Genomic DNA, 14,216 nt, shown 5'->3' on the forward strand with positions numbered 1-14,216 from the left:
GCTCCATCGCCGCTCCGGGGGCCCGACCTCGGCTGCCCCCGCGAAGGACTATCCCTGGCCAATCACGGCTCTCGCGGCATCCATGCCGCTCAACCCCCTGCACGACGATTCCGCTCGGCCTCCTGATAGGGCGTCGGAGTGGGCCGCACCTCTTCTGCCAATCTTCTGGCAATGCCAAAGCGTCAGGATCACTTCGCTATGCCGGGCAATACGAATCGCCCCTCTCCCGTTTATGGGAGAGGGGCCGGGGGAGAGGGGTTTGGCCACGTACCTGGGGAAAGGTCGTGCTGAATAGAACCATCCAAAAGCCACAACAGCAGGCCCACACTCACCGAGCCGGCGCCACCCTCCAGACCGTATTGCCGACATCGTCGGCCACCAGCAGCGCGCCGGGCTTGTCCACCGCTACGCCGACGGGCCGCCCCAGGGCGTCGCCGTCGTCGTTGACGAAGCCGGTGAGGACGTCCTGCGCATCCCCCGCGGGCTGGCCGCTCATGTCGAAGGGCACGAAGATCACTTTGTAGCCGCTGCGGGGCTTGCGGTTCCAGGAACCGTGCTGGCCGACGAAGGCGCCGTTACGGTAGCGCTCCGGGAGCAGGTCGCCCTGGTAGAAGGTCAATCCGAGCGAGGCAGTGTGAGCGCCGAGGGCGTAGTCCGGGACCAGCGCCTTGGCCACCAGCTCCGGCTTCTGCGGCTGGACCCGCTCATCCACGTGCTGGCCGTAGTAGCTGTAGGGCCAGCCGTAGAAGCCGCCGTCCTTCACCGAGGTCATGTAGTCGGGCACCAGGTCGCTGCCGATTTCGTCGCGCTCGTTCACCGCCACCCAGAGCGCGCCGCTTTGCGGTTGCCAGGAAAGGCCGTTGGGGTTGCGCAGGCCGGAGGCGAACAGGCGCGTGGCGCCGGTCTGCGGGTCGATCTCCAGCACCGCGGCGCGATTGACCTCGTTCTCCATGCCGTTCTCGGCGACGTTGCTGTTGGAGCCGACCGTGGCATACAGGCGCGAACCGTCCCGGCTGGCGATCAGGTCCTTGGTCCAGTGGTGGTTGATTGGGCCGCCGGGCAGGTCGGCAACCTTCTCGCCCTTGGCGTCGATGCGCATATCGCCTTCATGGTAGGGGAAGCGCATCACCGCGTCGGTGTTGGCGACATACAGGGTGTCGCCCACCAGGGCCATGCCGAATGGCGAATTCAGCCCTTCGAGGAAGACGCTGCGGGTTTCCGCCACGCCGTCGCCGTCCGCGTCGCGCAGCAGGCTGATGCGGTTGGCGCTGGGAACGCCGGCACCGGCGCGTTTCATCCCCTTCTTCATCACCCAGCCACGGATGCCCTTGTTGTCCTCGGGTTTGGGCGGTGCGTTGGTCTCGGCGACCAGCACGTCGCCGTTGGGCAGAACATGCAGCCAGCGCGGATGATCGAGGCCGCTGGCGAAGGCATTTACCGCCAGGCCGGGGGCGGCGGTGGGCTTGGCACCGTCGGGCCAACCCTTGGCCGGCGCGATATGTACGGTGGGGATCATCGATTCGTTCGGCGGCGGCAGTGTCGGCTGGCGACCGTAGCTTTCTTCGATGGGGAGTTTCGCCGTATCGCCGCAGGCGGCGGTGAGGCTCGCCAGCGCGGCGGCCAGCAGCAGGGGAAGCGGTGTGCCAGACATGTCCTTTCTCCAGGCGGATGGCTCACTTCTGGTCCGACCCCCGTGCCTGGCCAGGGTTCAGGCGATCCGCATCACTCCGTCACCTCGAAGCGCAGCGTGCCGATCTGCTGGCCCACTTCGGTCACCACACGAATCTGCCAGTCGCCAGCAGGGTGTTCGGGGAAATTCTGCTTGTGGGTCCAGGCGCGGTAGCCCGCTTCACGCCCACCCCGGATATCCAGCGCGATGCGTTCCACGACCTGGCCGTTGTGAATCCAGACGTGCTGGATGCGCTCGTGCAGGCCGCGGGGTGCGTTGATCGCGGTGTAGGCGTAAAGCCCCTGGCTGCGTAGCTGGGCCACGCTGATCTGCCTGATGCTCTGGCCCGGTGCGCGGTTCGCGTCGTCCAGTTGCAGGGTCACCGCCACTTCGGTCAGCCACAGCGTGGCCGGCGGCACCCAGAGCCGTGCCAGCCAGCCAACCGCGCCGAGCACCAGGCATAGCCCGACCACCGCCAGCGCGCGCTGCCAGCCGCGCAGTTGCAGGGTGCTGGCGAGGCTGGGGAAGGACAGCAGCACGGCGGTGCCCAGGGCCAACTGGTAGCTCTGCGGTGTGCTCAGTTGGAGCAGGATCGGCAGGGCAGTGAGGATCACCGCGAACAGTGTCAGGGTGTGGTAGGCGAGATAGATCCAGCGCCGCGCTGCCAGCCAGCGGTAATACAGCGGGTCGAGGATCGACACCAGCGCCGCGCTGGCCAGCAGGCCGGTGAACAGCGCCTGGCCGCTGTTCCAGGCGGTGGTGACGAAGAAAAACGGCAGGACGAAGAACAGGCTTTCCTGGTGGATCATCTGCGTCGCATAGCGCAGCAGCGGTGGCGGCAGCTCCCAGCCGAACCAGCGGATGAAGCATTGCCGCAGGCTGTTCTCCAGCATCAGCCAGACCCAGCTCACCAGCATGACCACGGCGATGACCTTGGCCAGGTTGGCCTGGCGGTCCACCAGCAGGAAGCTGGCGACACCGGAAACGAAGCCGAACAGCGCCACGGTGCCGGGGTAGCGCTGGAGCAGGGTTTGCGCGAGGGAGATGAAGCGGAGCAGGCGGTTTTTCCAGGTGATCATGCGCTGTTGTTCTTCTGGCGCCGGTGACGGCAAGGGCCGGACCGGTCGGGACATCGGGCGGCGCCGGTCCGGCGCAAGGTTCGTATCGCTTTGGACCCTCGCCGCACAGTCCTGTGCGAGCGGAGCGGCCGTCAGCTGGGTTCCGTGGCCAGCAGGCGCTCCAGTTTATCGCGCATGCCGGGAGTCTCCGGCAGACGAATGCGGAACTGCGTCTGCAACACATCCAGCAATTCGTCCACCGAGGCCAGTTCGCGTTTCTCCGACGCGCCGCCCAGATGGTGCAGGGTATAGCGGTTGTTGTGCAGGGCATGGCGCAGCCCCGGTTCCGTGCGTGCCAGCATCAGGCCGGTGACGAAGTGGGATTGCGGGTGGTGCGACAGGTACCAACTGGCCAACTGGTAATCGGGCAACTGCTGCTCCTGCAGGTCGAACTGGTACAGCGTGCGCCAATCCCCGGCGACCAGGGCTTGCAGCGTATACAGGCCGTCCGTGTGGATGAGACGGAAGGGTTCGTGGGGCGTCGCCTGCTCCACGTCGGGCACGAGCTTCAGCGGCGCCGTCTGGGTCAGTCCGCCGAAACCGACGTCGGCGAGGTAATCGCCTTCATCCAGGCGTACCCGCAGCAGCATGTGGGTGCGGGGCGTCTGCACATGATCAGGCTGGTTCAGGCGTACCCGCGCGGCGAGGCCCGCAACCTCGAAGCCCAGGGCCTGGAGCATCCGGCTGAACAACAGGTTGTGCTCATAGCAGTAGCCGCCCCGGCCACGATGGATCAGCTTGTCCTCCAGGGCAGGCTGGTCCAGCTCCACCGGCTCGCCAAGGAAGGGCGACAGGTTCTCGAATGGAATCGCCTCGGTGTGCAGGACATGCAACTGGCGCAGGGTATCCAGCGTCGGCTGCGGGTCGCCGCGATAGCCGATGCGGTCGAAATAAGCGGCGAGGTCGGGCGTGTGGTCCATGTCATCGGCTCCTGGGTGGGCGGTCAGTCGCAGGTGCTGTCCTGCGCGTGGCTGGCCAGCTTCTCCGACAGGCTGCGGGTGATCTTCCGCATGTCGGCGTCGGCACGTTGGAAACCATAGACGCTGAGCGGGAAGTCCAGCGGCTGCTGGATCGCCCAGATTTTCTCGTGCTCATCGGGCGGCAGGATCTGCGCCGGATCGCCCACCGCCACCCAGCCGATGGGCACGGTGGCACCGGGCTCGAGGCGCGTCTTCAGGTGCACCACACCATTGATGCGCACCTCGCTGCCCTTGCCGACATGCGCCGAATGGAAGATCGCCGCGCCGGTGGCGACGAAGACTTCCTCTTCCAGCGTACAGCCCACCAGGTGCGTGTTCGGTCCGACCAGACAATGGTCGCCGATGCTCAGGCTGTGCCGCTCGCTGCTACGCAGCACGGCGTTCTCCATGACGATGCAGTCGCGGCCGAGGCGGATCGAGCCGCCCTCGGCGATCACCTGGGCACCGAACAGGATGCGGCAGCCCGGCCCGATGCTGACATCGCCGCAGATCACGGCATTGGGCGCGACATAGGCGCTGGGGTCGATGCGGGGCGAATGACCGTCATGGGCGAGTAACATGGGCACCTCCAATCAGCGGGGTTGGCGGTCCACCCATTTGGGTGCGACCGTCGGCTGCCAGGCGGCGAGCCGGTCGATCAGCTCCGCCGGGTTCTCGCTGCGCTGCAACATGGCGCGGTGATGGTCGCGGACGAAACGCTCCGCCACCAGGTGGTCGAGGAAACCGGCGAGCTTGTCGTAGAAGGCATTCACGTCCAGCAGGCCGAGCGGCTTGGCGTGGTAGCCGAGCTGGCCCCAGGTCCAGACCTCGAACAGCTCCTCCAGCGTGCCGAGCCCACCGGGCAGGGCGATGAAGGCGTCGCTCAGCTCGGCCATGCGGGCCTTGCGCGCGTGCATGCCGGACACCACTTCCAGGCGGCTCAGGCCGGGGTGGCCGATCTCCGCATCCTGCAGGCTCTGCGGAATGATCCCGATCACTTCGCCGCCAGCGGCCAGGGCGGCATCCGCCACCGTGCCCATCAGGCCCACGGCACCGCCGCCGTAGACCAGCGTCAGGCCACGCTCGGCGAGGTGCCGGCCGAGATTCTCGGCAGCTTCACGGTAAACCGGGTTGGCACCGGGGCTGGCGCCGCAGAAAACGCATACGGAACGCAAGGACATCGTCTACTCCGCGGGGACAAAGCCCACAGAGTACCGGTTGAGCCCATGGGGACCAAGCGTCAGGCTTCGGGACAGCTTCCACTGGCGCCGGAGGCATAGGCGGCGAGCAGGCTGCGCAACAGGGCGTTGAGGTGCATGGCGCGGACTCCTGGAAAGTGAGTGACGCCGTCATGCTAGGAGACAGGATGGACGAGGGCCCGTTGATTGTCTCGATGGGGCCGATAGCTCAGGTCACTCGCAGCAGCGCCTAGTGTCATGCCGGACAGGCGGGTAATCGTCACGCAGCTTGTGCACCTCCCGGATTGCGTCGAGGCTTATCCTGGCTACGGGAGGGAGGTATAGCGATGCTCCGCTGGGCGAATGAATTCGCCCCTACACGAAGTAACGAGTCTGCACGAACAACTCCCTCGCCCCTCTGGGGAGAGGGGGCGGTGTCAAGTCGGACGACTGCTCTCGACTCCATCCAACCCCGTAGAAGCCCCTCCTACAGAATGCTCAGCGTCACTCCACTCTTATGGCGTCTCATACCCCGCGACACCTTCGCATTAAGACTATGGCCCGGGCCCGGGAACTCCCTTCACGCCGAGACAGTCTGTCAGATTGGTACCTGCCAAACGTGTCTCAAGGAGAGTGTTATGTTGCGCAAACTGCTAGCCGCCTCCCTGCTCAGCCTGGCCAGCGCGCCGCTGTGGGCTGCGGAATGCTCGGTCGATGTCGAGTCCACCGACCAGATGACCTATACCACCAAGGCCATCGAGATCGACAAGAGCTGCAAGGAATTCACCGTCAACCTGAAACACACCGGGCAGTTGCCGAAAAACGTCATGGGCCACAACTGGGTGCTGACCACCGCCGCCGACATGCCTGGCGTGGTCAGCGACGGCATGGCCGCCGGCCTCGACAACAACTACCTGAAGCCGGACGACGCCCGCATCATCGCCCACACCAAGGTCATCGGCGGCGGCGAGAGCGATTCGGTCAGCTTCGACGTGAGCAAGCTGACGGCTGGCAACGAGTACATGTTCTTCTGCTCCTTCCCCGGCCACTCGGCGATGATGAAAGGCACCGTCACCCTGAAATGAGTCGACCGTGTAGAAAGAGAAAGGCCGCGTGAGCGGCCTTTCTGCTGATGGGGTATCGGACGAGGCTGGCGGTCAGGACGGCTGACGCGTCATGGGCTGTTAGTCGGTGTAGTGCACATGCCTGACCATCAAGTTGAAACGGCTCATGGTGTCGATGGCATCGATGCGCCTGAGCATGTCCTTGACCTTGCCCTTGAAGGTTTCGTCGTCCATGTCGATCCAGTAGCGCGGATCGCGGCCGGTGCGGCGGTCGTGCTCGGCGGTCACCGGGTCGAGAGGGCGGTACTGTTCGTAGGACGGTAGATCGGGCAGAGGGCGGCTGGTGTCCATGTAGTTCTGCAAGAAGTCCCAAAGCGCGCAGGGTAGCTGAGGGCATCGATCCGGTGCGACCAAGGAGCCGAAGTTGATGACGATGTCACGGTAGCGGTGTGCCAGGTACAGCACGTTCATCGGCAGGCCCTGACGGTTGGGAGAGGTAGCGATATAGGCGTCGAACTCGTAGAAGGGTGCGGTGATTTCGCCGATGGTGCCGTTCTTCTTGTATTCGCCGTTGTTGTCGTAATCGAAGACCGTAACAAGGCCCGTACGGCGGTTGAGTTCCCAGAGTGGGCCTCGAGAGGGTTTGAACCATAGACGCGGGAAAAAACGGATAACAAAAACGCCAATCAGCCAGCAGGCTAGAGGAGGCGCTAGAAGAATGGAAAGTGTTGGGATGTAAGACGCTGCAAGCTCTAGCCAGGAGTCATCTGTGTCAATAAGCTCTGCTAGGTACATTATGAGTAAAATAAAAATGGAAATTAGGAATATAAATCTTCCACCTCCTAACATGAGTAGCCAGAAATGTGAGCGCTTAGAAAGTAGCGCGTATCTGAAATGTTCGTGATCGTATTTTTGATGGAGGTCTATTCCTTCAAACAGAGGGGGCACATAGGTGCCTTGGGCCTTTTGCTCCAGGCGCTCTTTTTCGGCGGCTTCCCAGAAGCGAAGGCTGCTGGGTTTCAGATCACATAGAATTCTCTCAGGCGCTACGTCCTGCGTATTACCCCAAGGCAGTCGCACCTTGGCGAAGCGCTTGATCCAGGAGCGCTCCACCGAAGGCGGTTGATCAGGAATACTGGCCGGGTTGTAGGCAGTGTTGGCGTAGAAGGGCTGGTCCATCAATCAACGTACGTCACATGCTTCAGCATCAGATTGGGGCGGCTCATGGTATCGATGGCATCGATGCGCTTGAGCATGTCCTTGACCTTGCCCTTGAAAGTTTCGTCGTCCATGTCGATCCAGTAGCGCGGATCGCGGCCGGTGCGAAGATCATGCTCGGCCGTCACCGGGTCAAGATGGCGGTACTGTTCATAGCGGGGTAGATCGGGCAGGGGGCGGCTGGTGTCCATGTAGTTCTGCAAGAAGTCCCAAAGCGCGCAGGGTAGCTGAAGGCTTCGATCCGGTGCGACCAGGGAGCCGAAGTTGATGACGATGTCACGGTAGCGGTGTGCCAGGTACAGCACGTTCATCGGCAGGCCCTGGCGGTCGGGAGAGGTGGCGATATAGGCGTCGAACTCGTAGAAGGGCGCGGTGATTTCGCCGATGGTGCCGTTCTTCTTGTATTCGCCGTTGTTGTCGTAATCGAAGACCGTAACAAGGCCCGTACGGCGGTTGAGTTCCCAGAGCGGGCCTCGGGAAGGTTTTATCCACAGACTAGGGAAATAACTAATAACAATGGATCCGGCTGCCCAAGCTAAAAGTGGTGTTCCTATTAGCCAGGAGTAGTATTCAAGTAAGGCGTTTTTCGAGAAGTCTAAGAATGACTCGTCGGAAACTGAGTACATGGCGAAGTGAATTGGGATGTTTAAGGCGATAAATATTATTGAGGTCCATTTTCCGAACAGTAGTAGGTAAATCCAGAAATGTGATCGTTTGGACCAAAGTGAATACCTGTAGCATTCATGGTTATGACGATCATGAAAATCCACATGTTCAAACGGCGCGGGTACATAGGTGCCCTTGGCCAGTTTCTCTTCTCGTTCTAATTTTGCCTTCTCCAGATTCCTTAACTTCTTTGGTGCTGCAATATGCAGGAAGTTTTCCGGGGCTACATCCTGAGCACTCCCCCAAGGCAAGCGTATCTTGGCGAAGCGCTTAATCCAGGAGCGTTCCTCCGATTCGGGTTGATCGGGTAGGGTGGTCGGATTGTATGCGGTGCTGGAGTAGTAGGGCTGGTCCATCAGAACTCTTTTGGTGGTGTGGCGTTGTAAGTACATTCGTCGGCCCAGAAGGGCTGGTCGACTTTATCCCAGTTCGGTTTGTTCTTGCCGAGGTTGAAAGTCTGCGGGTCTTTGGGCTTGGGCGTCGGGAAATACCAGGCGTGGCGGTCGCCGCTCAGGCGGAACTGGGCGCGGATAACCCACTCATGGTACAGGCCGTTGCGTCGGGGCGAGAAGCTCATGCTCTGGCTGGCCGGCATGTCGAAGAACAGTTCCAGGGCATTGGGCCAGAGGCGTTGGGCCACGGGACCCATCTCCGGCCCCAATGGCTTGGCAACGGTGTAGCTGTCCCCTTTGGCGGTGAGCACGGTCTCGACGCTACGCAACCGGCAGAGGGCATTGATGTTGACATTCCCCAGGCTGGACAGCAGGCCGGGTAGGTTGCTTTCGATGCGTACCAGGCTGTTGGCGGTGCGGACCCGGTAAGGCACGGTGTCATGGCTCGAGAGCTTGGCGTTCGGGTCGAAGGCAGGGTTGCGGCCGCTGCTGATGCGGATGCCGGCGAACAGGCCGACCAGCCGGTAGAAGGCTTCCTGCGGGTCGCGCAGATGAGGGTAGTTGTTCGTGCGGCTGTCGCCGAACGGGCCGTTGGCCAGCCAGTCCTCGATAGGGCTGCTGCTGAGTAGATAGACCAAGCCTGCGCCGATGCAGACCAGCAAGAGGGCAATCCAACCGACGGGATTGAGTCCGAGAAAAGTGGCGCTTCCGGCGAGCAGGCCACTGGCTGCGCCTAGGATGCCCCCACCCGCCATCAGGAGGTATCCCCACATGGCATCGTCATTCCACTGCCATGCATACCAGGCGTCATAGAGACACAAACCGGCAAAAACTAGGCCCGCGATAGTTTGCCCAATTAATCGAGCAGTGATGTCCTTAGTAACTTGCTCTCCTAGTTTTACCCCTAGCCAGCGAGTTGCCGCTTTATCTGGAATTGTAAAAAGTGTACGTCTTGCTGAGGCCAGAACAGATTGACTACCTGCCAACTTGACGGTTAGAGCTTCCATGGCAATTAGTAGGTCTAAGCCTGCCCCCATTAAGCCAGCTCCGAATCTGTACCCTCCCTTCTCATTTGCAGTCTGTTCCCTGCTCTGCCACTCGTTATTCACATTCCACAATTCCAGCATCAGCACTGCCGCCGTAAAGGTCCGCGAGTTGAGTACGCGGTAAACCTTGCTGTTGCGCTGGGTGTTGTAGTTCTGCACCGCACTTTCCAGTGCGCTGTCCGCCTGGGCCGCGCTGGCCTGGGCGGTCTGGGCGGCTCGTTCGGCTTCGCGGGCGGCGTTGATGCGGCGGTTCAGTTCGCCGATCAGGCGGGCGGTGCTGTGGTTGCGCGGCAGGGCGAGCAGCAGATGGTCGCCGGTCTGGGCGCCGGCGGTTGCGCCGCGGGCGACGTTGGTGCTGCCCAGCAGGTTGCCCCGGGCATCGAGGAATTCGCCGTAGAACCGCGTGGCGCGGGCCGGTTGGGTGGGCAGGTCTTCCAGGCCGAACAGGTAGTGGGCCTGGCTGTTGGCCTGGCTGCGGCGGATAAAATAGGCATAGCCGAAGGTGTCCGGCAGCATGCTGCGCAATTGCTGGACGCCCTGGCCATGCAGACGGATGTTGACCGGCCGGGCTCGCTTGCCGAGGCTTTCCCGCGTGGCCTGTTCGCGGCCACGGGCCTGTTGGTGGGCGCCGCTGCGGCTGGCGGCTTCGGCCTGCCGCTGGCGAGACGTCTCCTTGGCCGCATGCAGGGCATTTTCCGCCGCGTCCACCGCGCCCTGGATGTTTTCGTAGATGCTGATCAGGGCACCGGCGCCGGCTTTCAGTTGCGCTGTCAGGGTGCTGTTCAGGCTGCCGGCCGCCACCAGGCTGGCGAGCAGACTGCTGTCCAGGGTCTGCTGGTTGGCGGCGGGCGCACCCTGGGTTTCGGTCTTGGCCAGTTCGCTGGGCCGGAAGCGTCCGTCGCCCTGGTTGGGTTCGGCGCTGGCCGGTTTCTGGTAGGGGGCGAGCAGGTCCTCGAGTTCGGCCACGGGCCAGAGCATGGCGTGCAGCGGGTGCTGCTGCTGGTTGGCGATGGTGCTGATGAGCTGCTGGCCCGGCGTGCCCTTCGGGCTGTAGAGGCTGACGCCGGTGATGGCGTCGGTGACATCGCCGTTCACCGCCAGCGGGTCGAGTTGCGCCGGGCTGCAGGCCAGGCCGGCGAGCAACTGGCTGGCGAAGTGCAGGGCGGCGGTGTAGTCGAAGCCGTCGAGGCTGAGGTGATCGGCCAGTGTCTGCTGTGCTTCGGGATGTCCCAGGCATTCGGCCAGGAGATCCTGGACACCGTTGAGGTGCCGCCATACCTGCGCGCGCTCCGGGGTGGCGGTGAAGCGGTTGATGTCGCGTTTGCCCTGTTCCTTGAGCTTTTCCAGGCTTTGGTGCAGCGGGTTGGTCTGGCCGCCCAGGGCTCTCGGCACGATCAGTTGCTGGACCAGCAGGGCGCTGCCATGGTTGGCGTGCTGGGTGGCCCGCTCGGCGCAGAGCTTCAATAGGTTCTGCTGGGTATTGATGCGGTTGAGCAGGTGGCGCAGGCGGTACTGTTCGTCTTCCAGCAGCACGCCGCAGATTTGTCGCTGGCGGGCCTGCTGCAACACATCCTGTTCGGCGGGCTGGGCTTTCCAGACCTCGCTGGGACCGCCGTCCTGGGGGGATGGGCACACGGGCCTGCCGGCCTTGACCTTTTCCTCCAGGCAATGGGCCCAGGCGTCGGATTCCAGCGTGGCGGGCGGCTTGCCGGGCGTGCCCCGCTCGCAGCCATCGAGGAAGGCCTGGGCTTCGGTCTTGCTGGTGACGGGGAACTGGCCCGAGAGGTCGCACAGGTAGCGCCCCGGATGATCCAGCATCCATTCGTAGCCGGGCTGGCGCATCCGTTGCGGCGCGGCCAGCCCGACCGGGAAGACGTGCAGGTTCAGGTTCAGGCGTGTGACCTTCGCCTTGCCCACGGCATTCTGGTTGGCGTAGTCGCGGACATCGAACGTCGAGAAGGCGGCGAGCATGTCCTTGCCGTTGGGTTGGCCTTCATAGAGCCGCTTGAACTTGCTCTTCGAGGCGCGCAGGTCGACGCTGTTGCAGCGGGTGCGGCGCAGGCCGGCATCCTGTTCCAGGCGTTGCAGGCGGGATGCGCTCAACTGGACTTCGGAAAAGCAGAGCTGCACGGGCGGGGCGGTCATGTCGTTCCAGGTCGCCGGCAGCCAGATGTCGTCCAGGGCCTTGCCCGTTGCGGCGCGCGGGCCGGACTTGAAGCCGTTTTTCTGCCGGTAATGGGCGACGGGGACGTCGTGGAAGGTGGTTTTCTCGCCCACGCGAACCTCCAGCTCGCGCCAGAGCTTGTCCCGGTAGAAGACATAGACGTAGCCGTTGCGTACCAGCACGGGCGTACCCAGGTCGTAGGCGCTCCGGCTGCCGGCCACGGCGGTGAAGGGCACGATGGGGACGATCTGGTTCCACTGCTGCTCAATCTGGCGCGGCGTGGCCTTGGCATCGTCCATCAGCGGCACGCGGATGGGGCCGCCTTTCTCGGCTTCGATCTCCAACCACAGGTGGCGCTTGGGTTGCCCGTCCCACGGCCAGATATGCAGGGTGCTGCTGAATGCCTTGTCGATCAGCGGCTCGAGCTGGCGGCGGTTGGTCAGCCATTCCTGTAGTTCGTTGTCGGTTTCGTCGTAGATGACGATGCGCTGTCCTGGCGGGTGGTCCTTGCCGATCACTTCGACGATCAGCTTGCCGGCCTCGCACGCCGGGCCGTTGCTCAGGCTGCCTGCTTTGGCGCTCATAGATGAATCTCCTTGGAGGCCGGCGAGGCTTCCAGGTAGTCACGCAGCTGTTGCAATCGCTGCCGTGTCTCGCCGGTGGATGGTGCGGGGTGGTCCGTGTGGCCGGGATACTGGGCGCGCAGGTCGAGGTAGGCGGTCAGGTCGTCGTACTCGTCGAACCCGACAGCCAATCCTTGGTGCAGCCAGACCCACGCCAGAGTGAAAGGCTGTTGCGGGTGGCGCTGTTGCCAGTCGTAGACGAAGCGCTCCAGTTGCTGGCGTTCCAGGGCACGGGTTTGCCGGTCGTCCAGGGGCATGGGCGCGGTCATGGGAGTGGCATTCGCCGCTTCGGGATTATTCAGGCAGTGCCAGGTGGCCTCGTCGGCGGCCGAGTCCGCCCAGGTGCCGCCATGCCAGGCCACTTGGCGGATCGGCCCCAACCAGGCCGGGCTGCTCTGGACGTCGCAGGCAGGGAAGAAGTAGCTGGCCACCCGAGGGTCGTAGTAGCGCAGCAACGCCTTGCGGTTGCCGTCGAAGCGGACGATCAGCAGGCGCTGCAGATGCTCCAGCAGTTCGGCTTCCGGCCGGTCGCAAGCCAGCAGGATTCCCGGCCAGTCGGAAGGCGCCGAGCGGTAGGCCGCCAGCAGTGCATCGTCGGTCGACAGCGGCACCAGCAAGGGGCCTTGGTCCCGATGGGCATCCAGCTCGGTGTTGGCGAACAGTCGCTGGGGCACGGCGCTCGGCTCCTGCTCGTAGACGCGTTGCAGCAGGTCGTCGTCGTGTTCCAGCAACAGATAGAGCGGGGGCGTCAGGCTGGGGAAGTCCGCTTGGGTCATGTCGCTCATCCCTGCGCTCCCGCCTGCATGGCTGCCCGGCAGGGGCAGTCGGCCAAGGGGCACTGCATGGGCGTGCCGCCTTTGGGTTTCTGGCACAGCTCGACCAGGGGGCTGTTGGTCAGGCGAGCCTGCTTGAGCTTGTGCTCCAGGACTGCGCCGGGTTTGTCCGCATCCGCCGCCTTGGGCTCGCCCGGCAGGATCGGGGCGGCGCCGGAGCCTTGGCCGGGGCTGCCGCCAGTGTTGAGGTTGATGGTCGCGCCGTTGAGGCTGACGCCGCTGCCGTCGAGCTTGAGCCAACTGCCGCCGGCCTTGGCGGTGAGTTCGGCACCGGCGTCGATCACTACCTTCTGCCCGGCGTAATAGTGGATTTCATCGCCGGTCTCGATGAACAGGCCCTGGCCAATCTTGATGTGCTGGTTCTGCCCGACCGTGAGGTGATCGTTGGCCTTGAGTTCGGTCTTGCGGTCGAGGTGGGTGATGCGGTGTTCCTCGGCCTTGAATTCGCTGTAGCTGTTGGCCTCCACCGTGTCGTGGCGCTCGTGGCCGACGCGGATGGTCTGGTCGTGCTCGATGTTCTCGTCCCAGTCCTTCTGGGCGTGGATGAAAATCTGCTCCTGCCCCTTCTTGTCTTCGATGCGCAGCTCGTTGTAGCCCCCGCCGCCTGGCGTGCTGAGGGTCTTGAAGACGCTGCGGGTCTTGTTCGCCGGCAGGTCGTAGGGGACCTCGTGCTCCTTGTGGAACAGGCAGCCGGTGATCAAGGGCTGGTCCGGATCGGCTTCGAGGAAGGTGACCAGCACTTCCATGCCGATGCGCGGGATGGCGACGCCGCCGTAGCGGTCGCCGGCCCAACTGGAGGAGACGCGCAGCCAGCAACTGGTGTGTTCGTCGGTCTGGCCGTGGCGGTCCCAGTGGAACTGGACTTTCACGCGGCCGTATTGATCGCAGTGAATCTCCTCGCCGGCCGGGCCGGTGACGACGGCGGTCTGGCTGCCGAGGATGCGCGGCTTGGGGTGAGCCAGCTGCGGACGGTAGAAGACGTCCCAGGGGGTAGCCTGGAAGTGGTTGCGATAGCCCTGGGTGAAGTTGTCGGTTCGTCCTTGCGCTTCGGCCGTCACCGACTCTTCCAGCACCTGGGGCTGCTTGCCTTCGTGGGTAATGGCGGTCAGGAGCCACAGGTCATTCCAGTTGTCCCGGGGATGGTCGGTCAGGGCGAGGAAGTGACCGGTGACCAGGTTCGGCTGGTCGCTGTGGCCCTCGGCGAGCTGGTAGTCGGCGCGGTGGCGTTCGAGGGCGCGCTTGGCCAGGTGCTTGCCGCGGGTACGGTCGGTGAAGCGACCGGGGTA

11 protein-coding genes are annotated in these 14,216 nt (G+C 63.7%); 1 reads left to right on the forward strand and 10 read right to left on the reverse strand.

What is annotated here, in order from left to right:
* Window positions 1–328 precede the first annotated feature (328 nt).
* From PIN01S_RS23460 to PIN01S_RS23480, 5 genes are all read right to left on the reverse strand, one after another.
* A complete protein-coding gene (locus PIN01S_RS23460) occupies window positions 329–1,651 on the reverse strand; it encodes a PQQ-dependent sugar dehydrogenase (protein ID WP_084339336.1) in 1,323 nt (440 codons plus the stop codon).
* 71 nt (window positions 1,652–1,722) lie between these two features.
* Window positions 1,723–2,748 carry a DUF5924 family protein gene (locus PIN01S_RS23465; protein WP_084339337.1) on the reverse strand — a complete coding sequence of 342 codons (1,026 nt, stop codon included), beginning with the start codon at window positions 2,746–2,748 and terminating at the stop codon, window positions 1,723–1,725.
* 131 nt (window positions 2,749–2,879) lie between these two features.
* Window positions 2,880–3,707 (reverse strand): arylamine N-acetyltransferase family protein, encoded by an 828-nt coding sequence (locus tag PIN01S_RS23470; protein ID WP_084339338.1) that lies wholly within the window; start codon window positions 3,705–3,707, stop codon window positions 2,880–2,882.
* Between the two features lie 23 nt (window positions 3,708–3,730).
* On the reverse strand, window positions 3,731–4,327 hold the full coding sequence (locus tag PIN01S_RS23475; protein ID WP_084339339.1) for a gamma carbonic anhydrase family protein: 597 nt from the start codon (window positions 4,325–4,327) through the stop codon (window positions 3,731–3,733).
* A gap of 12 nt (window positions 4,328–4,339) precedes the next feature.
* The gene (locus tag PIN01S_RS23480) at window positions 4,340–4,927 is read right to left on the reverse strand and encodes a cytokinin riboside 5'-monophosphate phosphoribohydrolase (RefSeq protein WP_084339340.1); all 588 of its coding nucleotides are present in this window, start codon (window positions 4,925–4,927) and stop codon (window positions 4,340–4,342) included.
* Window positions 4,928–5,562: 635 nt separating this feature from the next.
* On the opposite strand from PIN01S_RS23480, the gene azu reads away from it, so the two are divergent.
* Window positions 5,563–6,009, forward strand: coding sequence for an azurin (gene azu / locus PIN01S_RS23485; RefSeq protein ID WP_084339341.1), 447 nt, complete (start codon window positions 5,563–5,565; stop codon window positions 6,007–6,009).
* Between the two features lie 99 nt (window positions 6,010–6,108).
* Here azu and PIN01S_RS23490 read toward each other — a convergent pair whose 3' ends face one another.
* The 5 genes from PIN01S_RS23490 to tssI all read right to left on the reverse strand — a co-directional run.
* Window positions 6,109–7,167 carry a hypothetical protein gene (locus tag PIN01S_RS23490; RefSeq protein ID WP_244901481.1) on the reverse strand — a complete coding sequence of 353 codons (1,059 nt, stop codon included), beginning with the start codon at window positions 7,165–7,167 and terminating at the stop codon, window positions 6,109–6,111.
* Window positions 7,167–8,228 carry a hypothetical protein gene (locus tag PIN01S_RS23495; protein WP_095647851.1) on the reverse strand — a complete coding sequence of 354 codons (1,062 nt, stop codon included), beginning with the start codon at window positions 8,226–8,228 and terminating at the stop codon, window positions 7,167–7,169. The genes PIN01S_RS23490 and PIN01S_RS23495 overlap by 1 nt, the downstream gene beginning before the upstream one ends.
* Window positions 8,228–12,058, reverse strand: a complete 3,831-nt coding sequence (locus tag PIN01S_RS26840; protein ID WP_084339342.1) for a toxin VasX — start codon at window positions 12,056–12,058, stop codon at window positions 8,228–8,230. The genes PIN01S_RS23495 and PIN01S_RS26840 overlap by 1 nt, the downstream gene beginning before the upstream one ends.
* On the reverse strand, window positions 12,055–12,882 hold the full coding sequence (locus tag PIN01S_RS23505) for a DUF4123 domain-containing protein (protein ID WP_084339343.1): 828 nt from the start codon (window positions 12,880–12,882) through the stop codon (window positions 12,055–12,057). Before PIN01S_RS23505 ends, PIN01S_RS26840 begins: the two co-directional genes overlap by 4 nt.
* Window positions 12,879–14,216: type VI secretion system tip protein TssI/VgrG (gene tssI / locus PIN01S_RS23510; protein WP_139809709.1), on the reverse strand; the 1,338-nt coding region annotated here is incomplete at its 5' end. The genes tssI and PIN01S_RS23505, both read right to left, overlap by 4 nt.

Source organism: Pseudomonas indica NBRC 103045 (assembly GCF_002091635.1).
Classification (GTDB): Bacteria; Pseudomonadota; Gammaproteobacteria; order Pseudomonadales; family Pseudomonadaceae; genus Pseudomonas_M; species Pseudomonas_M indica.

Bases quoted from the DNA above. Each gene is read 5' to 3' on its own strand.
- PIN01S_RS23465 (WP_084339337.1), bottom strand. From the start codon at position 2,748: ATGATCACCTGGAAAAACCGCCTGCTCCGCTTCATCTCCCTCGCGCAA.
- PIN01S_RS23480 (WP_084339340.1), bottom strand. From the start codon at position 4,927: ATGTCCTTGCGTTCCGTATGCGTTTTCTGCGGCGCCAGCCCCGGTGCC.
- PIN01S_RS23475 (WP_084339339.1), bottom strand. From the start codon at position 4,327: ATGTTACTCGCCCATGACGGTCATTCGCCCCGCATCGACCCCAGCGCC.
- PIN01S_RS26840 (WP_084339342.1), bottom strand. From the start codon at position 12,058: ATGAGCGCCAAAGCAGGCAGCCTGAGCAACGGCCCGGCGTGCGAGGCC.
- PIN01S_RS23470 (WP_084339338.1), bottom strand. From the start codon at position 3,707: ATGGACCACACGCCCGACCTCGCCGCTTATTTCGACCGCATCGGCTAT.
- PIN01S_RS23495 (WP_095647851.1), bottom strand. From the start codon at position 8,228: ATGGACCAGCCCTACTACTCCAGCACCGCATACAATCCGACCACCCTA.
- PIN01S_RS23460 (WP_084339336.1), bottom strand. From the start codon at position 1,651: ATGTCTGGCACACCGCTTCCCCTGCTGCTGGCCGCCGCGCTGGCGAGC.
- azu (WP_084339341.1), top strand. From the start codon at position 5,563: ATGTTGCGCAAACTGCTAGCCGCCTCCCTGCTCAGCCTGGCCAGCGCG.
- PIN01S_RS23490 (WP_244901481.1), bottom strand. From the start codon at position 7,167: ATGGACCAGCCCTTCTACGCCAACACTGCCTACAACCCGGCCAGTATT.
- PIN01S_RS23505 (WP_084339343.1), bottom strand. From the start codon at position 12,882: ATGAGCGACATGACCCAAGCGGACTTCCCCAGCCTGACGCCCCCGCTC.